This window comes from Cellulomonas humilata, from assembly GCF_013359775.1.
Taxonomy (GTDB): domain Bacteria; phylum Actinomycetota; class Actinomycetes; order Actinomycetales; family Cellulomonadaceae; genus Cellulomonas; species Cellulomonas humilata.
This window is the reverse complement of record NZ_JABMCI010000070.1, coordinates 552,007-572,723: the sequence shown is the minus strand read 5'-3', so window position 1 is coordinate 572,723 and position 20,717 is coordinate 552,007. Positions and strand designations below refer to the sequence as shown.

General features: G+C 70.1%; 21 protein-coding genes and 1 tRNA gene. 13 read left to right on the top strand and 9 right to left on the bottom strand.

The window, feature by feature from the left end:
• Positions 1-67 precede the first annotated feature (67 nt).
• Positions 68-646 (top strand): HD domain-containing protein, encoded by a 579-nt coding sequence (locus HP550_RS19885; protein WP_175349374.1) that lies wholly within the window; start codon positions 68-70, stop codon positions 644-646.
• Here the strand turns inward: HP550_RS19885 and HP550_RS19880 are convergent.
• Together HP550_RS19880 and HP550_RS19875 are read right to left on the bottom strand one after the other, a co-directional pair.
• Positions 596-1,066 (bottom strand): NUDIX hydrolase, encoded by a 471-nt coding sequence (locus tag HP550_RS19880; protein WP_175349373.1) that lies wholly within the window; start codon positions 1,064-1,066, stop codon positions 596-598. The genes HP550_RS19885 and HP550_RS19880 overlap by 51 nt on opposite strands.
• Before the next feature lie 17 nt (positions 1,067-1,083).
• Complete coding sequence (locus HP550_RS19875) at positions 1,084-1,653, bottom strand: XRE family transcriptional regulator (RefSeq protein ID WP_246281020.1); 570 nt, start codon at positions 1,651-1,653, stop codon at positions 1,084-1,086.
• A 316-nt stretch (positions 1,654-1,969) separates the two neighbouring features.
• On the opposite strand from HP550_RS19875, the gene HP550_RS19870 reads away from it, so the two are divergent.
• The 6 genes from HP550_RS19870 to HP550_RS19845 all read left to right on the top strand — a co-directional run bounded on the left by HP550_RS19870 (position 1,970) and on the right by HP550_RS19845 (position 7,253).
• On the top strand, positions 1,970-2,395 hold the full coding sequence (locus HP550_RS19870) for a plasmid replication, integration and excision activator (RefSeq protein ID WP_175349372.1): 426 nt from the start codon (positions 1,970-1,972) through the stop codon (positions 2,393-2,395).
• A 74-nt stretch (positions 2,396-2,469) separates the two neighbouring features.
• Positions 2,470-2,781: a hypothetical protein gene (locus HP550_RS19865; protein WP_175349371.1), complete on the top strand. Its 312-nt coding sequence runs from the start codon at positions 2,470-2,472 to the stop codon at positions 2,779-2,781.
• The gene (locus HP550_RS23140; RefSeq protein WP_210768278.1) at positions 2,781-4,232 is read left to right on the top strand and encodes an FtsK/SpoIIIE domain-containing protein; all 1,452 of its coding nucleotides are present in this window, start codon (positions 2,781-2,783) and stop codon (positions 4,230-4,232) included. The genes HP550_RS19865 and HP550_RS23140 overlap by 1 nt, the downstream gene beginning before the upstream one ends.
• The gene (locus HP550_RS19855) at positions 4,232-5,761 is read left to right on the top strand and encodes a replication initiator (protein WP_175349370.1); all 1,530 of its coding nucleotides are present in this window, start codon (positions 4,232-4,234) and stop codon (positions 5,759-5,761) included. Before HP550_RS23140 ends, HP550_RS19855 begins: the two co-directional genes overlap by 1 nt.
• Before the next feature lie 40 nt (positions 5,762-5,801).
• Positions 5,802-6,029 (top strand): helix-turn-helix transcriptional regulator, encoded by a 228-nt coding sequence (locus HP550_RS19850; protein ID WP_175349369.1) that lies wholly within the window; start codon positions 5,802-5,804, stop codon positions 6,027-6,029.
• Between the two features lie 120 nt (positions 6,030-6,149).
• The gene (locus HP550_RS19845) at positions 6,150-7,253 is read left to right on the top strand and encodes a site-specific integrase (protein WP_175349368.1); all 1,104 of its coding nucleotides are present in this window, start codon (positions 6,150-6,152) and stop codon (positions 7,251-7,253) included.
• 64 nt (positions 7,254-7,317) lie between these two features.
• On the opposite strand, the gene HP550_RS19840 is transcribed toward HP550_RS19845, so the two are convergent.
• Positions 7,318-7,407 (bottom strand) — tRNA-Ser (locus tag HP550_RS19840).
• A gap of 70 nt (positions 7,408-7,477) precedes the next feature.
• Between HP550_RS19840 and HP550_RS19835 the strand changes: the two genes are divergently transcribed.
• Positions 7,478-8,341 (top strand): NAD-dependent protein deacetylase, encoded by an 864-nt coding sequence (locus HP550_RS19835; RefSeq protein WP_175349367.1) that lies wholly within the window; start codon positions 7,478-7,480, stop codon positions 8,339-8,341.
• Here the strand turns inward: HP550_RS19835 and HP550_RS19830 are convergent.
• Positions 8,329-8,808 carry a nucleoside deaminase gene (locus HP550_RS19830; protein ID WP_246281018.1) on the bottom strand — a complete coding sequence of 160 codons (480 nt, stop codon included), beginning with the start codon at positions 8,806-8,808 and terminating at the stop codon, positions 8,329-8,331. The genes HP550_RS19835 and HP550_RS19830 overlap by 13 nt on opposite strands.
• Before the next feature lie 40 nt (positions 8,809-8,848).
• Between HP550_RS19830 and upp the strand changes: the two genes are divergently transcribed.
• The 3 genes from upp to HP550_RS19815 all read left to right on the top strand — a co-directional run bounded on the left by upp (position 8,849) and on the right by HP550_RS19815 (position 10,673).
• Entirely contained in the window at positions 8,849-9,484 is a 636-nt protein-coding gene (gene upp / locus HP550_RS19825) for a uracil phosphoribosyltransferase (protein ID WP_175349365.1), read from the top strand.
• 204 nt (positions 9,485-9,688) lie between these two features.
• Entirely contained in the window at positions 9,689-9,958 is a 270-nt protein-coding gene (locus tag HP550_RS19820) for a hypothetical protein (protein ID WP_175349364.1), read from the top strand.
• 49 nt (positions 9,959-10,007) lie between these two features.
• Complete coding sequence (locus tag HP550_RS19815; protein ID WP_175349363.1) at positions 10,008-10,673, top strand: SDR family oxidoreductase; 666 nt, start codon at positions 10,008-10,010, stop codon at positions 10,671-10,673.
• A 6-nt stretch (positions 10,674-10,679) separates the two neighbouring features.
• Here HP550_RS19815 and HP550_RS19810 read toward each other — a convergent pair whose 3' ends face one another.
• Positions 10,680-14,630, bottom strand: coding sequence for a sigma-70 family RNA polymerase sigma factor (locus HP550_RS19810; RefSeq protein ID WP_175349362.1), 3,951 nt, complete (start codon positions 14,628-14,630; stop codon positions 10,680-10,682).
• A 145-nt stretch (positions 14,631-14,775) separates the two neighbouring features.
• On the opposite strand from HP550_RS19810, the gene HP550_RS19805 reads away from it, so the two are divergent.
• Together HP550_RS19805 and HP550_RS19800 are read left to right on the top strand one after the other, a co-directional pair.
• On the top strand, positions 14,776-15,594 hold the full coding sequence (locus HP550_RS19805; protein WP_246281139.1) for a hypothetical protein: 819 nt from the start codon (positions 14,776-14,778) through the stop codon (positions 15,592-15,594).
• Positions 15,595-15,829: 235 nt separating this feature from the next.
• Positions 15,830-16,585 (top strand): phosphotransferase, encoded by a 756-nt coding sequence (locus HP550_RS19800; protein WP_343048287.1) that lies wholly within the window; start codon positions 15,830-15,832, stop codon positions 16,583-16,585.
• A 58-nt stretch (positions 16,586-16,643) separates the two neighbouring features.
• On the opposite strand, the gene HP550_RS19795 is transcribed toward HP550_RS19800, so the two are convergent.
• The 4 genes from HP550_RS19795 to nrdI all read right to left on the bottom strand — a co-directional run bounded on the left by HP550_RS19795 (position 16,644) and on the right by nrdI (position 20,648).
• Positions 16,644-16,943 carry a DUF1540 domain-containing protein gene (locus HP550_RS19795; protein WP_175349360.1) on the bottom strand — a complete coding sequence of 100 codons (300 nt, stop codon included), beginning with the start codon at positions 16,941-16,943 and terminating at the stop codon, positions 16,644-16,646.
• A gap of 162 nt (positions 16,944-17,105) precedes the next feature.
• Positions 17,106-18,080 (bottom strand): class 1b ribonucleoside-diphosphate reductase subunit beta, encoded by a 975-nt coding sequence (nrdF, locus tag HP550_RS19790; protein WP_056087461.1) that lies wholly within the window; start codon positions 18,078-18,080, stop codon positions 17,106-17,108.
• A 34-nt stretch (positions 18,081-18,114) separates the two neighbouring features.
• Positions 18,115-20,262 (bottom strand): class 1b ribonucleoside-diphosphate reductase subunit alpha, encoded by a 2,148-nt coding sequence (gene nrdE, locus HP550_RS19785; protein WP_175349359.1) that lies wholly within the window; start codon positions 20,260-20,262, stop codon positions 18,115-18,117.
• Positions 20,232-20,648, bottom strand: coding sequence for a class Ib ribonucleoside-diphosphate reductase assembly flavoprotein NrdI (gene nrdI / locus HP550_RS19780; RefSeq protein WP_175349358.1), 417 nt, complete (start codon positions 20,646-20,648; stop codon positions 20,232-20,234). Before nrdI ends, nrdE begins: the two co-directional genes overlap by 31 nt.
• Positions 20,649-20,717 lie beyond the last annotated feature (69 nt).

Here is a 20,717-nt window from a genome sequence, read left to right as displayed (position 1 = left end):
CTCCCTCGAACAGAGGGCCGCACTTGGACGTCGGTCGGACGCATCAAGTGCGGCAGGATGTGTTGGCATGTGGGCTCCCGAGCACGCTTCGAAGGTCGCGTCCGAGTACCTCTCGGGCCTGGGCCGCCGGTGGAACCACGTGCGAGCAGTCGGACAACTTGCGGACGCGCTCGCTGCGGTTGGCAGCATCTCGCCTGACGTCGCGGCAGCGGCGTGGCTGCACGACTTGGGCTACGCCGAGGAACTGTCGGTCACGGGTCTCCACGCCCTCGACGGGGCAGCGTTCCTCGCCAACCAGGATGTCCCCGCGAAGGTCGTCAGTCTGGTGGCGCATCACACCGGAGCCGACTTCGAGGCGGAAGAGCGGGGCCTGACCGCTGGACTTGCCGCTATGCCTACCGCCGATCCGGCGGAGCTCGATGTCCTCACCCTTCTCGACCTAGTTGCAGCGCCGGACGGGGCGCTAACAGACCCGGAAACCCGCATTGCCGAGATCTTGGGCAGGTACCCCGCGTCAAGTCCGGTCCATCGGGCGGTCAGTCGTTCCCGTACTGAGCTCTTTGCATCCGCTGAGCGGGCGCGACTGCGGCTTGGGCTATCCGATGAATGGCCCGCCGGAGCTCTTGAGAGCGTGCTCGAGTCGTAGCCGCATCGATGCGTGAAGGTCTAGAGAGTCGATCTGCTCTGGCGTGAGCCACTCGACCTCGTCGCTCTCGGCACTCGTGCGCCTGTCGCCTCCGATGAGCCGAGCCCGGAACGCGATCGAAAACTGTTGGCGCACCTCGCCGTCGTCGTACTGCATGACGTGGTTGGGGTTGGTGTAGGTGCCGGTGATGGTCTCGACCTCGACGTCGTAGCCCGTCTCTTCCTTGACCTCGCGGATCACCGTGTCGGCGATGCTCTCGCCGGGCTCGTGACCGCCACCGGGAAGTGCCCATCGGTTGTTGTCGGTCTTGTGGATCATCAACACTCGCCCCTCGTCGTCCTGAACGATCGCAACGACGGAGGGCACGACGGAGTTGATCTCCGGCGCGTTGGGGTCATCGATGTAGTCGACGCGAGCCATGTCTTCGAGCGTACGGCTCAGACAGGTTTGGCGGCCTGCCAGGTGCGCTCGAAGGACTCCATGTAGTGCGCGAACAGTCGGCCGCCCGGGATCCGGTTGACGTGCATGATCGGCGATTGGCCGGCGGGCGCTCCAAGAGCGTGCGGGTTCACGAGCAGCTGGTCGTCGAAGCGGAAGAGTGAGGCGTAGAGCGTGCTGCCGTGCTTTCGTCCTTCGATACCTGCGACGTCTCCGAGTAGCGGCGCGAGGTACCTCCAGGTCAGGTTGCACCTGGCGGCCATGAGCTCGCCAATACCCTCCTCCTCGCCCCGGAGGACGACGGCGGGGCTCTCGGGATCCCCGAACAGCAGGCGGACACGGACGCCGCTCTTCGCTCGCGCTGCGATTCGCTCAGCGAACTCGGGGATGCCGTCGTGCAGGAAACTGCCGGCGAATGCAAGCAGGTCGATCGCCTCTCGAGCGTCGTCGATGAGTTGTTCCCAGGTCGAGACGGGTAGCGACGCGCGGCTGGGGTAGAGGTCGAGGAACTCGGCTCGTGTGGCGGACCTGGTGCGCGGGTCAGAGTCGGTGGCCGGCCACAGGAACACGTCGGACCTGCCGAGGATGTGCGCTGCGCTCATGCGGTGCGTCCGATGAGGGATCCGGTCTGTGCTGATCCAGCGCTCGACCGTCTTGGGATCGACCCCGACCTTCTCGCCGAACTGCTGGAGCGAGAGTCCCGCGTCGGTGATTGCCGCGCGAAGTCGTTCGTTCGTCATCACGCCTCCAGGGGCGTCTTGGGACGTTTACACCCATCTTAGGACGTCCCGAAACGTCCCACAACGGGGTGACGACGTCCCACTCCATCGCGGTCTGGTTGTTCGTGGGCAAGTAGCCCGAACACGAGCGCAAGGAGTCGAGATCATGGCCATCGCCAAGCGTTTCGAGATCGCCCACGAGACGGTGTTCCCCAAGGGGGCTTACCTGCGTGGGCTCGTGGAGCCCGTCACCGACTTCCAGGCCGAGCAGCGTCCGGACGGTTCGCGACCCCAGCAGCACGACAAAGAGACGGGTCTGAGGCTGTGGCAGTGCACGGTCATTGACGGCGACGACGAGGCTGGCCGCCGCGAGATCGGTGTGACGGTCAAGTTCGCCGGGGAGGTCCAGCCGGTGCCGCCGAAGAACACCTCGTCGCTACCCTGGACGCCGGTGGAGTTCGTCGGCCTGACGGCACTGCCCTACGTCGACGACTCCGGCAAGCGGCCCCGCATCGCGTGGTCGTTCCGCGCGCAGGGCTTCGCCACACCGGGCCAGTCGGCCAGGGTCGGGGAGCCAAAGGCGGCGGCGTGATGTCCGCGCTCAGTGCCACGCTGGCCTGCGACGCATCGCCAGAGCCGGGGCCGACGATTCCTGAGCTGCTCACCATGGCAGCCGACGTCGTGGCGATGGTCGACGGTCACGTGCGGTCGGCCGACATCGGACACGGCATCGTGTCGGTACACGTCACCTGCCAGTCGGCCGCCGAGTACCTGGCGTGGCGACTCGCGCTGGACCAGGTCACGGTCTACGAGCCCACCAGGACATGCCACGGATTCGCGGTCTGGAGCGGAGGCGCATGGCCCGCGGCGGAGTTCAAGGTGTTCTGCAGAGGGGACCTCGTGCCGCCCCTGCGCACGTTCCCGTGCCACGAGCTCCAGGCCGTCGCGCGCACCACCGCGCTCACCAAGGCCGCGTAGTGGATGGGGCCGCCTGGCTTCGGCTGGGCAGCGCGTTCTGGCACTTCGCGTGCTGGACGGTCCAGTCGTGGCGCACGATCCTCGTCTGCCTCGTGATCGGCAACGTATTGGTGATCGCCGATCACGAGGCGGCCGGGGTCGCGGTCTTCTGGTTGGTCCCGGCCTTGTGTGTCTTTCGAGCCGCCTGGGAGGCCATCAGTCCGCTGACCTACGAAGCCACGCTCGGTGGTCCGCTTCGTCGCCATGGCTGGCGACGTCAGGCGCGCAAGGAATGGGTCCGGGTCGCCGAGCGGTGCGGGCTCGCGTGGCCCTGGGAGAAGGGGAAGCGGAAGACCATCCCCCGCCTACTGAGGGTGCACGCTCGCGACAACACGCTCTCGCTGCGCGTTCGCGCCGCGGTTGGCCAGACCGTCGATGACTTGAACCAGGCCGTCGAGGCCATCGCGACGGCGTTCGAAGCCGAGTCCGCGGAGTCGCGTCGCGTGGGCCCGGGTGTGGTCGAGATGGTCCTGACGATGCGCGAGCTGCTGCACGAGCCAACGACGCCACAAGTGCCGCACGTTCTCGAGATGGACGCCGTGACGCTCGGGCGTCGCTCGGATGGTTCAGCGTGGCGGCTCGACCTGAATGGTCTTCACACGCTCGTCGTTGGCCGGTCGGGCGCTGGCAAGGGGTCGATCTTCTGGGGCATCGCCGGCAACTTGGCTCCGGCTGCCCACGCTGGTCTGGTGCGGCTGTGGGGCATCGACCTCAAGGGCGGCGTCGAGGTCGCGGTGGGCGCGGGCATGTTCTCGTCCATCGCGATGGATGAACAGTCCGCGCTGACCCTGCTGAGGTCGCTGCAGCAGGTGATCGTCGAGCGGCAGAGCGCCATGAGGGGCCAGTCACGTCAGTTCGAGCCGTCCCCGGGGGATCCAGCACATGTGCTTCTGATCGATGAGCTCGCTGTCCTGACTGGCTACGCCTCGCGTGACGTCATCCACGAAGGAAACACCCTCCTCAAGCGGATCTTGACCCAAGGACGCGCACTGGGCGTGATGGTCGTGGCGTTCGTCCAGGACCCGCGCAAAGAGACCGTCGGCATGCGTGAGCTGTTCACCCAGACGATCGCCCTGCGGCTCGCCTCGTCGTCCGAGACACGCATGGTCCTTGGTGACGGGTACGGCGACATGGCTCCCGCACATCGGATCGACCGGACCATGCCGGGGGCCGGCTACGTCGTGCGGGACGACGGGGTCGTCGAACGAGTCCGCGCGGACTTCTGGCCGGACGAAGTCATCCGGACGGTTTCCGAGCGGTACCCGGCACCAGCCGCACCTGTCGACTGGTACGAGAACCGCGCTCCTGTCGGCCTCGCCTCGGTCGTCACACCCGGCATGGACACGGCGCCACTTCCACGCCGACGGAGTCCGCGCAGCACCAGCGGATCCGAGGACTCCGAGGTGGAGTGATGACGACGGCGACGAGCGGTGGCTTCCGGGGGCATGGCCCGGACGCTCCCCTCGACCTGGGCAAGCTCGCCCCGGCCCAGGTGGAGTCCATCGTGGGGCGCCTTGCAGACGGCAGCATGCCGGCCCTCGCCGATGCGCTCGCCAAGGCCAGCAACTGCGTCCACCCGGTCCGGTTGGCCGGCCGATCGGAGACCGTCGATCTGCGTACGGGCGAGATCGTGAGCACGTTCCGCTCCGCCGACGAGCCGATGGGATTGCTCTACAAGCCATGTGGCAATCGCCGGGACGCGGTCTGCCCATCGTGCTCTCGCCTCTATGCACGTGACACCTTCGAGCTGATCTCCACCGGCCTGCACGGTGGCAAGGGTGTCCCCGCGGCGGTCAACGCGAACCCGCTGCTGTTCGTCACCCTGACTGCTCCGTCGTTCGGTCCCGTCCACGGTGTGCGTGAGGGGAAGCACCCTTGCTACCCCCGCACCAGGTTGGCGACGTGCCCGCACGGCCGCCGGCTGACGTGTTGGGCTAGGCACGACGCTGACGATCCCCGGGTCGGTGCGCCTCTGTGCCGCGAGTGCTACGACATCGAGTCGGCGACCGTCTGGCAATGGCACGCGCCTGAACTTTGGCGCCGCTTCACCATCGCGCTGCGTCGCCAGCTGGCCGCCGAACTCGGCGTGAGGGATCGCGACCTGAAGCAGCACGCACGGCTCGAGTACGCCAAGGTCGCTGAGTTTCAGGCGCGCGGCTTGGTCCACTTCCACGCTCTCGTGCGCATCGACGGGCCCGACGGACCCGGATCTCCCGCACCGATCCCCGCGGCCAGACTGGAAGGCGCTCTGCGCTATGCCGCAGCTGCCGCGCGGTGCACCGCCCCGCCCGTCGATGCCGCCGATGTCGAGCGGGTGCTCCGTTTCGGGGCGCAGACCGACGTCAGGATCGTCCGCTCGGGCTCCGTCGCTGGCGACGAGATCACCACAGAGCAGGTGGCCGCCTACCTGGCGAAGTACTCGACCAAGGCGGCTGGTGCCGACCCGAGACACCCTCTCCCCCACCTGGCATGGCTCACCTGGTTCTGCCGCACACTGTCCTCTCGTGCGCTCGCCGGGTGCCCGTTCGCCTGCGAGGAGCGGGCCGGCGACCGACACCCGCGACTGTGCGGAGACTGTGCTCAAAACCCGTACGCGCTCTTGGGCCGGTGGGCATCGATGCTCGGCTTTCGAGGTCACTTCTCGACGAAGTCCCGTCACTACTCAGTCACGCTCGGGGCCTTGCGCCGCGCCCGCCGGCGCTTTCAGAGTCTGGCCGTCGAATCCAGGCGCCGGGCGACTCCACTGGACACCCGCGAGCTCGAGCAGCAGCTCATGGCTGACGACGAGGAGACCACGTTGGTCGTCGGCTCGTGGGCCTACGACGGCTCGGGTTGGCCTCGGGCCGGAGACCAGGCACTCGCCGACGCGGCCGCATCACGCGCCCGGGAGTATGCCAAGTGGCGAGCCGAGCAACGCCACACGCGCACCAGCGACAACTGACAGGACGAGTGACGCAGGACGACGAGCAGGGGGATCTGAGATGAGCACAGCAAGCGTGGGAACGACAGACCGATTGACTGACCGAAGGCGCCTGTGGACGCCGGACGAGCTGGCTGACTATCTCGGGGTGACGTTGCACTGCATCTACGCCTGGTCGAGCCGCGGGGGCGGGCCGAAGGTGCTGCATGTCGGTGGCCGGTTGCGGTATCGGCCTGAGGACGTCGAGGCGTGGCTGGATCGGATCACGAGCGACCCGGACGAAGGCTGAGCCGTGGCCCGCAAACCGATCGAGCCAGGCAGGTGGGGGCGGATCACTCGTAGAGAGCTCGGGCCGGGGAAGTGGAGCGCGCGGACGAGATACCGCGACGTCAGCGGCGCTCTCCGGTCGTTGGAGGCATACGGCAAGTCGGGTCCTGCCGCCCAGTCCGCGCTGGAGGACAAGCTGCACAAGACGACCCTCGACGGCACAGCCGACGCGGGCTCAACAATCAATCCCGAGACGCGGATGACCCTCGTGTTGGATCAGTGGATCGCGGAGAAGCGCGCCGAAGGCCAACTCACGCCGCAGTCGCTCACGACCTACCTAGGGGTGCTGGAACGGGACCTGCGGCCGGCCTTCGGGGCCCTCCGAGTACGCGAGGTGACTCCAGTCGCCGTCAACCGCGTGCTCATGGCGTTGGGCCAAGCGGGGAAGTTCGATACCGCTCGTCAGGCCCGCAACGTGATGTCGCAGGTGATGACGATGTGTGTGCGCTACGGCGCAGCAGCGTTCAACCCGGTTCGCGATGCGGTGACGGTCCGCAAGCCCAAGAGGAAGGAGGTGCGGACGATCGCGCTCGAGGACATCACCCTGCTTCGCAAAGCTGTTCGAGAGTGGGAGGACCGGCCGGCGCTCCTTCGCGGCCGGCGCAACATCACGCTCCTGCCGCAGATCGTGGACACGATGCTGGGAACCGGTCTGCGGATCGGCGAGTGCCTCGCGCTGAGGGTTGAGGACGTCGACCTCGACGCGGAGATCCCCACGCTCACCGTGACCGGAACGGTCGTGCGAGTGGAGGGCCAGCTGGTGCGCCAGCCCAAGCCGAAGTCCGACTCCTCACGGCGCACCATCACGCTGCCATCGTTTGTTGTCACGGCTATCCGCGAGGCGCTCGCGCTCGGGCTCGATGGCGGACCAGACGATCTCGTCTTCCCGTCCACGAAGGGCACACCGCGCTCTCCGGGGCGAGTACGCGATCATCTGCGTGAAGCTCAAGAGGGCATCGGGGTGGACGTCACGCCGCACGACTTCCGGCGGACGGTCGCCACCCAGGTCGCCAACAGCACGACTCTGAGCAACGCCAGGGCTCTACTCGGGCATGCCGACGAGAGCACCACGGCGCGGCACTATGTGCAGCGGGTTCACGTCGCGCCAGACCTGCGTGTGGTCATCGATCGGCTGATCCAGCAGACGGCAACAGAGGTCGACTCCGGGAGCCAAAGTGGCGAGTAAATGGCGAGTGGAGAACGACGAAGGACCCCACTTCCGCGTGTTCATGCGGGTGGGGCCCTTCGGCTGGCGGTAGCGGTGGGATTTGAACCCACGGTGGACTTTCACCCACACACGCTTTCGAGGCGTGCTCCTTAGGCCGCTCGGACACGCTACCTCGGGGAGAACGGTACCTGGTCGGGTGCCCCTCCCACGAATCCGGCATCGGTCCGTCGTACCGTGGACCGATGAGCACCGCGCACGAGGCCGTCCCGATGACCGCCGGATCCCTGGCGGACGTCGTCGAGGTGCTCGCGGGCCACCGGCTCGCGGTGCTCACGGGTGCGGGCGTGTCGACGGACTCGGGGATCCCCGACTACCGCGGCCCCGACTCCCCGCCGCGCACGCCGATGACGTTCCAGCAGTTCACGTCGGACGAGGCGTTCCGCCGGCACTACTGGGCCCGCAACCACGTGGGCTGGCGGCACGTGCACCGGACCATGCCCAACGCGGGCCACCGTGCGCTTGCCGCCCTGGAGCACCGCGGGGTGGTCACGGGGCTGATCACCCAGAACGTGGACCTGCTGCACGAGGCGGCGGGGTCCCGGCACGTGATCGACCTGCACGGCCGCTACGACCGGGTGCGGTGCCTGTCGTGCGGCATCGTCATCTCCCGGGCGGAGCTGGCCGACCGCCTGGACACGCTGAACCCCGGGTTCACGGCGGCGGTCGCGGACATCGAGATCGCGCCCGACGCGGACGCCGTCATCGAGCAGACCAGCCACTTCGTCGTCGCGGCGTGCAGCGCGTGCGGCGGGATGCTCAAGCCCGACATCGTCTACTTCGGCGAGAACGTGCCGCGGGAACGGGTGGAGCGGGCGTACGCGCTGGTCGACGCCGCGGACGCGCTGCTCGTCGCCGGGTCCTCACTGACCGTGCAGTCGGGGCTGCGGTTCGTGCGGCACGCCGCGCAGACCGGCAGACCGGTGGTCGTCGTGAACCGGGGCGCCACCCGTGGGGACAAGTACGCGGCGGTGACGCTCGACGCGGGGACGTCGGAGACGCTGACAGACCTGGCCGAGACGCTGCCGACGCCCGCTCAGTCGCGCTGAGCCTCGAAGAAGCGCTGGAGCAGCAGGCCGCACTCCTCGGCGCGCACTCCCCCGACCACCTCGACCCGGTGGTTCAGCCGCCGGTCGCGCACCACGTCCCACTGCGACCCGCACGCCCCCGCCTTCGGGTCCCACGCGCCGAGCACCAGCCGCGGGATGCGCGCGAGCACGGTGGCGCCGGCGCACATGAGGCACGGCTCCAGGGTGACGACGAGCGTGCAGTCGTCGAGCCGCCACCGCCCGAGCCGTTCGGACGCGGCGCGTAGGGCCAGGATCTCCGCATGCCCCGTCGGGTCCGCCCGCGCCTCACGCACGTTGCGACCCCGACCGACGACGTCCCAGGTCGGTCCGAGGACCACCGCGCCCACCGGGACGTCTCCCGTCATCACCGCACGGCGCGCCTCGTCGAGCGCGAGACCCATCGCCCAGGCGTCCGCCGTCTGCTCCGGACGGCGGGGGTCGGTCATGGAGGCATCATGGCGCACGCGACGCCGGTAGGTTGAGCCCATGCGCCTGCACGTCGCGGACCACCCCCTGGTCGCCCACAAGCTCACCGTCCTGCGCGACGTCCACACCGCGTCGCCCACCTTCCGACTGCTCGTCGACGAGCTGGTCACGCTCCTCGCATACGAGGCGACCCGGGAGGTGCACGTCGAGTCCGTCGACATCGTCACCCCGGTCACCGCCACGACCGGCGTCAAGCTCGCCGACCCGCGCCCGCTGGTCGTGCCCATCCTGCGGGCCGGCCTGGGCATGCTCGACGGTATGACCCGCCTGCTGCCCACCGCCGAGGTCGGCTTCCTGGGCATGCAGCGCGACGAGGAGACGCTCGAGGCGATCACGTACGCCAACCGGCTCCCCGACGACCTGTCGGGCCGCCAGTGCTTCCTGCTCGACCCCATGCTGGCCACGGGCGGCACCCTGGTGGCGGCCATCGACTTCCTGCTGGCGCGCGGTGCCCGCGACGTCACGGCGGTGTGCCTGCTGGCCGCTCCGGAGGGTCTCGCGGTGGTCGAGGCGGCCGTGGGTGACCGGGCCGACGTGTCCATCGTCGTCGCGGCCGTCGACGAGCGCCTGAACGACAAGGCGTACATCGTCCCCGGGCTCGGGGACGCGGGCGACCGGCTGTACGGCGTCGTCTGAGCTGTCCACCCTGTGTCCAAGCCCTGGGATACCGACGAGTCCCCCTTGGTGACGACGAGCGGGCGTGCGACAGTCGCCCTATGACCACGTCTGCGCTGCGCCTCGTCGCCGCGTATCCGTGCGCGTGTCATCGGTCCTGATCCCCCAGGCCCTGACCCCCAGCGCGGCCCGACCGGCCGCGCACCGCGCACCCGGAGACGTCCCATGGCACTTCCCACCACCCCGTTGCCCCGCCCCCAACCCGGGCTGCTCCTGTACGTGAGCCTGCCCGAGGGGTCCGGCCGCGCGCCCGGCGACCTGGCCGAGGTGGCCGAGGTGCTGCGCGAGTTCGCCACCGAGATGCTGCCGGGCGCCGACACCTACACCGCCTTGTCGCTCGCCCCCGCGGGGTCCGACGACGTGCACCGGCTGGGTGACCGGCTCAGCCACCTGCGCCTCCTCGACGTCCTCGCCGACGCGGGGGACGTCGGCTGAGGAAGCCCTCCGGTCGCAGGTCGGGGCACCTGTCCTTACCGTGTACGGCATGCGCATCGCCATCGCAGGGGGCCACGGGCAGGTCGCGCGACTCCTGTCCCGCGACCTCAGCGCGCGGGGCGACGTCCCGGTGGCACTGGTCAGGCAGCTCGCGCACGTCGACGACGTCGCCGCGGACGGTGCCGAGGCGGTGGTCCTCGACCTCGAGCGGGCCAACGCGCTCGACGTGGCCGAGGCGATCGCCGGGGCGGATGCCGTCGTGTTCGCGGCCGGGGCCGGGCCGGGCAGCGGCATCGCCCGCAAGGACACCGTGGACCGCGCCGCGGTGGCCCTGCTGGCCGACGGTGCAGCGCACGCCGGGGTGCGCCGCTACGTCCTGATCTCCTCGATGGGAGCCGGGGCGCCGCCCCCGCCCGGGACCGACGAGGTGTTCGCCGCGTACCTCGTCGCCAAGCGTGCCGCCGAGGTCGACCTGCGGGCGCGCGACCTCGACTGGACGATCCTGCGCCCCGGGGCGCTCACGGACGAGCGGCCGACGGGTGCGGTGCGACTCGACTCCTCGGTCCCCCGCGGCTCCGTCCCCCGCGCCGACGTCGCCGCGGTGCTGGTGGCGCTCCTGCACGAGACGCGGTCGGCGGGGCTGACCCTCGAGCTGGTCGGGGGCGCGGTGCCGGTGGACGCGGCCGTCGCCGCGATCACCACCCGCACAGGCTGAGCGCGGTCAGCCGACGGACGGAGCGGACCGCAGGGTGATCGCACCGATGAGGTACTGGTCACCCGCCGTCGTGCCGCGCAAGGTGCTCACGTCGCACGCGAGCGTCACCTCGCGGAACGCCTTGGCGTCGGTGCCCAGGGAGTTGGCGGCACGCCACCCGGTCGCGGTGGAGTCGAACGCGTTGCTACCGGAGCCGCCCACCCGGGTGGGGACGAGCTGCCGCGTGACCGCGCCACCGGAGCCGGACCCCAGGCAGGTGTCGCCGAGCAGGAGCTGGTCGCCCGTGCCGGTCCGGTCGCCCTCCCAGGCCACCACGCCGATCCGTGCGGTGGTCCCCGCCTCGGCCGCGAACTCGAACGCGGGCGGCGAGGCCGTGGTGCCGATCCACTGTCCGCCGTCGTACACGGTCACCGACGCGTCCGACCCGGGGTCCGAGAACACGACGACCAGCGACCAGCCCGCGTAGTACGTCCGGTCCTTGTCGGTGGAGCCGGTACCGACGGCGACGTCCGCCACCGACCAGTCACCCGAGCCACCGCGTGCGACGACGTCGGTCACGTCCGCGAACGACTGGTAGTACTGCCGGTTGCTGTTGTCGGTCGGCTGGGCGACGGGGTCACCGGAGACCTTCTCGTACGTCCCGCCTGGGCCGCGCAGACGGGCGCTGCGCAGGTCGGTGCTCCAGTCGTCGCCCGCGGCGCGGTTGGCGGACCAGTACAGGCCGGCGAAGACGATCTCGCGGCCGGCCGGGACATCGAGCCGCGCGGTCGAGGACACCGGAACCGCGCTGCGCGGTGACTTCGGTGCGAGCGGCGCCTCGTCGAGGGCCACCATCGCGAAGGCGTTGTTGTCGCGGTCGCCGTTCGCCAGCGCGGAGGCGCACTCCGGCACGGCCGCACCACAGGTCAGCAGCGGGGCACCGATCTCGGTGACGTCCGCGCCGGAGAAGGTGTCGCGCGCGGTCAGCCCGGCCGACGAGGTCTGCACCGCCCGGTCCGCCCGCGCGTCCGCCGCCCCTGGTGCAGAGACCACGACCGACGCGTCCCCCTTCGCGCTCCCGGCCCACCGCAGGTTCACCAGCACCTGCTGCGAGGTGCCGGCCTGCACGGTCGTCAGCTGGCACGTCACGGTGCGGCGGTTCGGGGACGCCGTGCACCCGGAGGTCTGCGGACCCGGGTCGTCGAGCGCCGCCTTCAGGTGGACGGGCAGGCTCAGCGTGGCGACGGGTGTGGCCGCGTCGGCGACCGACGAGCTCACGGTGAACCACGCCGTCCCCGTGCCGTCCGGACGCAGCTGGACGTGCGGGTCGTAGCCGTCCAGGCCGAGCACGGGGCCCAGCACCTCGACCGCCACGGCGAGCGGGGTGGCCGGATCGGCGTCGGGGGCCTGCGCCGACACCGTGACCGTCTCACCGACCGGGAATGCACCCGGCACGGCTTCCACCGCGAGCGGCAGGTCCACCGTGGCGCCGGGGTCGATCCGGGCGAGGGTGCACACCACGGTCGGCCCGTCGCCGGGGCAGCTCCACGCGCCGTCCGCCACCGCCGGGCGGCCGAAGCCGAGAGTGCCGGGCCGGGTCAGCGTGACCTGCACGTTCTCCGCCGGCAGGTCGCCGGTGTTCGAGATGCTCACCGGCACGGTGGCGGGGCTGCCCAGGGCGACGGCAGCCGATCCGGGTCCGTTGACGGCCAGTGCCGCCGGCCGCTGCAGCGAGAACGGCACCGTGACGGTCTCCGACGTGAGGCGTCCGCTCGGGGCCAGCTGGAGCACGAGCGAGCGGGCGGTGACCACGTCTGCCGCACCCGCGCTCAGCAGCAGGGACAGCGGCGCGTCCGCCCGGGGGCCGACCGCACCCGGGACGCAGGTCATCGGTCCGGCGCCGGTACAGCTCCAGGCGGACCCGGGCGCCACGGCCCCGGAGACGCCCGCGGGCAGGAACACCGACACCGAGCCGGCGCCGGCGCCCAGGCCGGTGCCGCCGACGTTCGCGACCGGGAGGTCGAGCTGGCGGGTCCGCCCGGTCACCAGCGGGATCGTGCCCGGTGCGGTGCGCAGGGTGAGGCGGGCCGGCGACGCGGCGATGAGCAGCCGGATCGGCGGCGCGACGTACTCGATGCCCGTGCCCAGCACCCGCAGGCCGATCTCGCCGTCCGACCGGTCGTACGACTCGTCGATGGAGACGCGCAGGAGCAGGTTCGACGTCGACCTCGGTGGCAGCGAATCGAGCGTGCATTGCGCGACGTTGGTCCCGCCCGCGTCGACGCACACCCACCCTGCGGAGGACGGCGCGGCGAAGCGTCCCGCCGCGAGACCGGTGAAGGCGGCGGCCGCGACGCCGTCGAGCGTGACCCCCTCCGGGAGGGTGACCTCGGCCACGAGGTCCGTCGCTGCGGTCCCGCCGTTGTTGCGGACGACGACGGCGAGCTCCTGCCCACCCAGGCCGGCCTCGAGCGCGAGGCCTCCGGTCGGCAGCTCGACCCCGACGTCCGCGGGGGTCGCGGCGAGCGGGTCAGCGGGCTCGGCCGGGTCGGCCGGCGGCGTGGTGTCGGCGGGGTCGGTCGGTGCCTCGGCCGTCAGCGACGTGTCGGGGTCGACCGCCTCGTCATCGTCGTCGAGGACGATCTCGTCCGGCAGCAGCTCCGTCGGCTCCGGCGTCGGCACGTCCGTGGGCCGTGTCGACGGGGCGTCGTCGGCCGTGGACGTCGGCTCGGGCGTCGGGGTGCTCGGGGTGGCGCTCGGGGACGTCGTCGGCGCCGTGGCCGTGCTGCCCTCCGGCGAGCTGAGCAGGGTGGCGACGCTGATGGCCGCCACGGCCGCGAGCGCGACGCTGCCCACCGTGATCGCCGCGGCACCGAGCGGGATCGACGCCAGGAATGCCGCCACCCCTCCGGCCGCCGCCGCGCCGCCCGCAGCCCCGGCTCCGACCACGCCGACCGCCCCGGTCGCCGCGGCACCCGCTCCGACGCTCCCGGTCGACGCGACCGCGGCGGTGGCACCAGTGGCCCCCGCCGCACCGCCGGCCCCGGCTCCCGCACCACCGGCACCCGCCGTACCGGCTCCGGCACCGCCGGCACCCGCCGTACCGGCTCCCGCGGTCCCGGCGGTCACACCGGCCGCCGCGGCCGCGCCCGCCGCGAGCCCGCCGCCCACCGGCAGGAGCACGCCGAGAGCGCCGATCCCGACCAGGCCGAGCACCAGCGGCGCGATGACCGCGCGCATGCCGTGGTTGACGTCGCCCAGCTCCAGCAGCAGCCCGCGACAGGTCCCGCAGTCCTCGAGGTGCGCCTCCACCTGGCCGGTCTCGCGCGTGCCGAGCCCGCCGCGGACGTAGGCGCCGAGCTTCCCCGCGACCGAGCGGCAGCCCTCGTCGAGCGGGTCCTGCAGGTGCTGCTGGAGATAGGCCTGACGCAGACCTTCGCGCGCGCGGTACGCGAGCGCCGCGACCCCGTTGGCGGTCAGGCCCAGAACGGGGGCGATCTCCGCGGGACTCAGACCTTCGACCTCGGTGTGCCAGAGCACGGCCTGCCACCGCTCGGGCAGCGTGTGGAAGGCGCGCGCGACGACGCCTCGCTCGAACCCGGCCAGCGCGGGCTCGTCGGCGGTGCCTGCCCAGGCCGTGCCGGCCTCGAGGACCGCGAGGTCGTCCGTCGGCTGCACCCGCCGGGCCTTCTCCCGACGGACCGCAGCCACGCGGCGCACGACGGTGAACAGGTAGGCGCGGAACGCAGACTCGGGCCCGTTGCCGCGCTGGAGGGCCCCGAAGACGGCGGCGAACGAGTCGGCGACGACGTCGTCGGCGTCGGCCGGGGAGTCCGTGTACTGCCGCGCCACCACCCAGGCAGCGCCCGCGTGCCGCTCGTAGAGCGCGCCGATGGCAGCCGCATCGCCGGAGCGCGCGGAGACGATCAGCTCCGCGTCCCCCGTGACGCCGCTGTCCAGCTGCGTGCTTGCTGACACGAACGGCTCCTATCAGCTTTCAACGTCCGACCGCACAGACTGCCATATGCGTCGTTTCTACATAAGCGGAGACGATCCCGGCGGGTGAAAAACTTCGAGAGTGGCGTCACGCCCAACACGTGTCGGCCTCTCATCCGGCGTGACGATGAACACGGGGTCGAACAACGCCGCCCTGCCGGACGTCTCGGGAGCAGTCCCGACGGACGCCCTGCCCGCGGCGCTGCGGGAACGCTGGCGTGACGAGAGCGTCCGGTCGGTGTGGCTCCGACCGTCCGACTGGTACCACCCGGCGGTCGATGCGCTGGCCACCGCTGTGCTCACTGCGGGCGACCCCGCAGCCGCCGCGGAGGAGCTGGGTCGCGCCCGCGGGTACGACGGCGTCGGCATCGGCGAGACCGTGGACGACCTCGCCTGCCTGTACCGCACCCTCGGCGCCGCGGAGCCCCCGACGACGGTCCTGCGCGCCCTGTGCGAGGGCTGGGCCGACGGCCAGGCCGGCACGATCGCGTTCGGCTCCGCCCTCGACCCCGAGTCGGGCCTGCCGAGCCGCCAGTACCTCGCGATCCGGCTCGCCGAGACCTACCGCGACGCGACGCTGCCCACGCAGCGCGCCCGCACCTCGGGCCACCTCGGCCACCACCTGGTGGTCATCGACGTCGCCGCCGGGGACGTCGACCCGTTCACCCGTGCCGCGCGCTCGGCCGCGGTCGGCGCGGCGATGACGACCACCTACGGCGAGGGCCACCCGATGGCGACGCTGGGCGGCGGCGTCTTCGCCGTGCTCGCACGCGCCGACGAGGACCCGCACCCTCCGCTCGAGGCGCTGCACCTCGAGATCGCCCGCCGCTGCGACCTGCTCGAGCTCCGGGCGTCCACACGCCAGCCGGTGCGGGTCTGGATCGAGCCGCTGCCGGCCACGCACGAGCAGGCGCTGCGGACTCTGGACCGGGTCTCGCGGCCGTGACCGACGCACCCTGACGGGTGTCCAGGAGGTAAAGCGCAGGTCAGGGACTTCTTGGTACGGGAGTAGGGACAACTCGGGCGAATGCGTCTACCGTCGATCCATGAACTCGGCAGGACTCGCACCGAGCGGCCCGACGACGCCTTCAGGACGAAGGGCTTCCGACGCCGCTGAGCAGCACCCGCAGGACCCCGCTCGCGATCTCCCGACGCAGCCGGACCGTCGCTTCAGCGGCGCCGTGGCGCACCCCCTCCCCGCCGTCGACCCGGCCCTGGCCGACTCCGACGAGCCCGGCCCGATCCTCGCCGCGGGCGCTGCGGCCGACGTGTTCGCGCTCGACGAGCACACGGTGCTCCGTCGATACCGCTCGGGCCGCGACGCCTCCCACGAGGTCCACCTGCTCCAGCACGTCGTCGCGCACGGCTTCCCCGCCCCCGCGATCCTCCAGGCGAGCGGCCCCTCCCTCGTCATGGAGCGCCTGCACGGCCCGACCCTCCTCCAGGCCCTGACCGCGGGCGAGGTCTCCCTGTCGGACGCGGCGGAGATCCTCACCGACCTGCACGCCCGGCTGCACGCGATCACCCCGCCCGCCGGCTGGGAGCACGGCGAGCCGGCCTCGTGGCCCCTGGTCACGTCCGGTCCGGCAGTCGTCCACCTGGACCTGCACCCCGCGAACGTGATCCTCACGGAGACCCACGGACCGGCGGTCGTCGACTGGACCAACGCGCGCACCGGCACCGCCGAGCTGGACGTCTCGCTGACCGCGCTGATCCTGGCCGAGGTGGCCGTCGATGCGGGCGGCGTGTACTCGCAGGCCGCGCGCGCGTTCCTGGCGGCGTTCCTGCACGCGACGGACATCGACCCGCTGGTGGCCCTCGACGAGGCCGCCGCCGTCCGTGCGCTGGACCCGTCGCTGGTGCCGGGCGAGCGCGAGCTCGTCCCCGCCGCAGCGGTGCTGATCAGGGACCTGGTCGAGGTCGCGGCGCACCCCTGACCCCGGACACGACGACGGCCGCCCCGGTCAGCTGGGGCGGCCGTCGTGCGTCTAGGGGTCAGCGCGGGCTGAACGTCAGGCAGTCCGCCTCCTCGTGCCCGGCGCCGACGCGGATCGACTCCGCCGAGCACTCCAGCGACGAGTTGTGCACGCACTCGGCGCGCTGGCAGGCGCCCACGTGCGTGATGACCTTGTCGAGCCCGCCCTTGGTGCCCAGCGGGAAGAACGTGGTGCACTGCGCGTCACCCGTGGTGCCACCGATGTTCACGGCGGCGGCGTGGCAGTGCGAGTGGTCGTTGTACGAACAGCCGGCGACCGAGCACTCGGCGACGGCGGGCATGTCCATCAGGGTGCTCATGACGACCTCCGTGAGACGGGTTGGCCTGTTCGTCTCGACGGTAGACCCGTTCCTCCAGGCCTGCATAGGAAGGCATACCTGGCCTGACCGCAGGTGCACCGACGACGAAACGGCCGGTCCCCGGGGGGATCGGCCGTTCGTCGTGCGGGGTCGGGCGGGGGCTCAGAAGTCCCAGTCGTCGTCCTCGGTGTTCACTGCCTTGCCGATCACGTACGACGAGCCCGAGCCGGAGAAGAAGTCGTGGTTCTCGTCGGCGTTCGGCGACAGGGCCGACAGGATCGCCGGGTTGACGTCGGTCTCGTCGCGCGGGAACAGCGCCTCGTAGCCCAGGTTCATCAGGGCCTTGTTGGCGTTGTAACGCAGGAACTTCTTGACGTCCTCGGTCAGGCCGACGCCGTCGTAGAGGTCCTGCGTGTACTCCACCTCGTTGTCGTACAGCTCGAAGAGGAGCTCGAAGGTGTAGTCCTTCATCTCCGCCTTCTCGGCCGCCGACAGCTTCTCGAGGCCCTTCTGGTACTTGTAGCCGATGTAGTACCCGTGCACCGCCTCGTCGCGGATGATCAGGCGGATCAGGTCGGCCGTGTTGGTGAGCTTGGCGCGGCTGGACCAGTACATGGGCAGGTAGAAGCCCGAGTAGAACAGGAACGACTCCAGCAGCGTGCTGGCCACCTTGCGCTTCAGGGGCGAGTCGCCGCGGTAGTACTCCATGACGATCTCGGCCTTGCGCTGGAGGTTCGCGTTCTCCTCCGACCAGCGGAACGCCTCGTCGATCTCCTTGGTGGAGCACAGCGTCGAGAAGATCGAGCTGTAGGACTTGGCGTGCACCGACTCCATGAACGCGATGTTCGTGTAGACGGCCTCCTCGTGCGGCGTGATCGCGTCGGGGATGAGCGAGACGGCGCCGACCGTGCCCTGGATGGTGTCCAGGAGGGTCAGGCCGGTGAAGACGCGCATGGTGAGCGTCTTCTCCTCCTCCGTCAGCGTGGCCCACGACTGCACGTCGTTGGACACCGGGACCTTCTCGGGCAGCCAGAAGTTGCCGACGAGGCGGTCCCAGACGTCGGCGTCCTTGTCGTCGTCGAGCCGGTTCCAGTTGATCGCCGAGACGCGGCTGACGAGCTTGAGCTTCTCGCTCATCGCAGTGCTTCCTTCGAGTCGTTCAGGACGGGGGTCAGAGCATGCACGAGACGCAACCCTCGACTTCCGTACCCTCCAGCGCGAGCTGGCGCAGGCGGATGTAGTAGATCGTCTTGATGCCCTTGCGCCAGGCGTAGATCTGCGCCTTGTTCAGGTCACGGGTGGTGGCCGTGTCCTTGAAGAACAGGGTCAGCGAGAGGCCCTGGTCGACGTGCTGCGTGGCCTCGGCGTAGGTGTCGATGACCTTCTCGTAGCCGATCTCGTACGCGTCCTGGTAGTACTCCAGGTTGTCGTTGGTCATGAAGGGCGCCGGGTAGTAGACGCGCCCGATCTTGCCCTCCTTGCGGATCTCGATCTTCGACGCGATCGGGTGGATCGAGCTCGTCGAGTGGTTGATGTAGCTGATCGAGCCCGTCGGCGGCACGGCCTGCAGGTTCTGGTTGTAGATGCCGTGCTCCTTGACGAGCTCGGCCAGCGCCTTCCAGTCGTCCTGCGTCGGGATGTGCACGCCGGCCTCGGCGAACAGCGCCTCGATGCGGACCGTCTTCGGCTTCCACTCCTTCGACGTGTACTTCTCGAAGTACTCGCCGGTCGCGTACTTCGAGTCCGCGAAGCCCTCGAACGCGCGCCCGCGCTCCTGGGCCAGCAGGTTCGACGCCCGGATGGCGTGGTACGCCACCGTGTAGAAGTAGATGTTGGTGAAGTCGAGGCCCTCGTCGGACCCGTAGTAGATGCGCTCGCGGGCCAGGTAGCCGTGCAGGTTCATCTGGCCGAGGCCGATGGCGTGGCCGCCGGCGTTCGCCTTCTTGATCGACGGGACCGACTCGATGTCCGTCTGGTCGGAGACACCGGTCAGGGCGCGGATGGCCACCTCGACCGACCTGCCGAAGTCGGGCGAGTCCATCGACAGCGCGATGTTCATCGAGCCGAGGTTGCAGGAGATGTCCCGGCCGACCGTCTTGTACGAGAGGTCCTCGTTGTACTCCGACGGGGTCGAGACCTGCAGGATCTCCGAGCACAGGTTCGAGTGCGTGATCTTGCCGGCGATCGGGTTGGCCCGGTTCACCGTGTCCTCGAACATGACGTACGGGTAGCCGGACTCGAACTGCAGCTCCGCCAGCGTCTGGAAGAACTCCCGGGCGCTGATCTTGGTCTTCTTGATCCGCCCGTCGTCGACCATCTCGTAGTACTTCTCGGTGACGTTGATGTCCGCGAACGGCATCCCGTAGACGCGCTCGACGTCGTACGGCGAGAAGAGGTACATCGGCTCGTTCTTCTTGGCCAGCTCGAACGTGATGTCCGGGATGACGACGCCCAGCGAGAGGGTCTTGATGCGGATCTTCTCGTCGGCGTTCTCACGCTTGGTGTCGAGGAACCGGAAGATGTCCGGGTGGTGCGCGTGCAGGTACACCGCGCCGGCGCCCTGACGAGCACCCAGCTGGTTGGCGTACGAGAACGAGTCTTCGAGGAGCTTCATCACGGGGATGACGCCGGAGCTCTGGTTCTCGATGTGCTTGATGGGCGCGCCGTGCTCGCGGATGTTGCTGAGCAGCAGGGCCACACCGCCGCCGCGCTTGGACAGCTGGAGCGCGGAGTTGATGCCGCGGGCGATCGACTCCATGTTGTCCTCGATGCGCAGCAGGAAGCAGGAGACGGGCTCACCGCGCTGCGCCTTGCCGAGGTTGAGGAACGTGGGCGTGGCCGGCTGGAAACGGCCGGAGACGATCTCGTCGACCAGGGAGATGGCGAAGTCCTGGTTCCCCTCCGCGAGCGCGAGGGCGACCATGCAGACCCGGTCCTCGAAGCGCTCCAGGTACCGCTTCCCGTCGAACGTCTTCAGCGTGTACGACGTGTAGTACTTGAACGCGCCGAGGAACGTCTGGAAGCGGAACTTCTTGGAGTACGCGTACTCGAAGAGGGTCTTGATGAACGCGCGGTCGTACTGCGCGAGGACCTCGGGGTCGTAGTACTTGTTCTCGACCAGGTAGTCGAGCTTCTCGTTGAGGTCGTGGAAGAAGACCGTGTTCTGGTTGACGTGCTGCAGGAAGTACGCCCGCGCCGCCTCACGGTCCTTCTCGAACTGGATCTCGCCGTCGGCGCCATAGAGGTTCAGCATGGCGTTCAGGGAGTGGTAATCCAGCTCCGGCGTCTCTACGCGGGTATCTGCGACTGTCGTTGCCAAAATCTTCCCAATCCCTCACGGACGGATGTGACGTCCTCGTTCGTTCCCATGAGCTCGAACCCGTACAGGTAGGGGACCCGGCACTTGGCCGCGATGATGTCCCCCGCGATGCAGTAGGCCTCGCCGAAGTTCGTGTTGCCGGCCGCGATGACTCCGCGGATCAGCGCACGGTTGTCCTCGTCGTTGAGGAACTTGATGACCTGCCGGGGTACTGCTCCACCCTCGTTCCCTCCGCCGTACGTCGGCACGATCAGCACGTACGGCTCGGAGACGCGCAGGAACGGGTCCGACGGCCGGAGCGGGATGCGCTCGGCCGGCAGACGGAGCTTCTGCACGAAGCGGTGGGTGTTGTCCGAGGCGGAGGAGAAGTAGACCAGGGAGCTCATCGATCGGATCCCCTCAGCTCGGGTCGTGCGGTGGTGCGGGCGCGAAAAGACCCGCCGAATCGGCGCGGT

What these genes read in the sequence shown, in the direction of transcription:
- HP550_RS19830 (WP_246281018.1), bottom strand. Translation starts at nt 8,808, where the DNA reads ATGACCGACCCCCGCCGTCCGGAGCAGACGGCGGACGCCTGGGCGATG.
- HP550_RS19835 (WP_175349367.1), top strand. Translation starts at nt 7,478, where the DNA reads ATGAGCACCGCGCACGAGGCCGTCCCGATGACCGCCGGATCCCTGGCG.
- HP550_RS19850 (WP_175349369.1), top strand. Translation starts at nt 5,802, where the DNA reads ATGAGCACAGCAAGCGTGGGAACGACAGACCGATTGACTGACCGAAGG.
- HP550_RS19870 (WP_175349372.1), top strand. Translation starts at nt 1,970, where the DNA reads ATGGCCATCGCCAAGCGTTTCGAGATCGCCCACGAGACGGTGTTCCCC.
- HP550_RS19815 (WP_175349363.1), top strand. Translation starts at nt 10,008, where the DNA reads ATGCGCATCGCCATCGCAGGGGGCCACGGGCAGGTCGCGCGACTCCTG.
- nrdF (WP_056087461.1), bottom strand. Translation starts at nt 18,080, where the DNA reads ATGAGCGAGAAGCTCAAGCTCGTCAGCCGCGTCTCGGCGATCAACTGG.
- HP550_RS19865 (WP_175349371.1), top strand. Translation starts at nt 2,470, where the DNA reads ATGGCAGCCGACGTCGTGGCGATGGTCGACGGTCACGTGCGGTCGGCC.
- HP550_RS19805 (WP_246281139.1), top strand. Translation starts at nt 14,776, where the DNA reads ATGAACACGGGGTCGAACAACGCCGCCCTGCCGGACGTCTCGGGAGCA.
- HP550_RS19855 (WP_175349370.1), top strand. Translation starts at nt 4,232, where the DNA reads ATGACGACGGCGACGAGCGGTGGCTTCCGGGGGCATGGCCCGGACGCT.
- HP550_RS19880 (WP_175349373.1), bottom strand. Translation starts at nt 1,066, where the DNA reads ATGGCTCGCGTCGACTACATCGATGACCCCAACGCGCCGGAGATCAAC.
- upp (WP_175349365.1), top strand. Translation starts at nt 8,849, where the DNA reads ATGCGCCTGCACGTCGCGGACCACCCCCTGGTCGCCCACAAGCTCACC.
- HP550_RS19885 (WP_175349374.1), top strand. Translation starts at nt 68, where the DNA reads ATGTGGGCTCCCGAGCACGCTTCGAAGGTCGCGTCCGAGTACCTCTCG.
- nrdI (WP_175349358.1), bottom strand. Translation starts at nt 20,648, where the DNA reads ATGAGCTCCCTGGTCTACTTCTCCTCCGCCTCGGACAACACCCACCGC.
- HP550_RS19795 (WP_175349360.1), bottom strand. Translation starts at nt 16,943, where the DNA reads ATGAGCACCCTGATGGACATGCCCGCCGTCGCCGAGTGCTCGGTCGCC.
- HP550_RS19820 (WP_175349364.1), top strand. Translation starts at nt 9,689, where the DNA reads ATGGCACTTCCCACCACCCCGTTGCCCCGCCCCCAACCCGGGCTGCTC.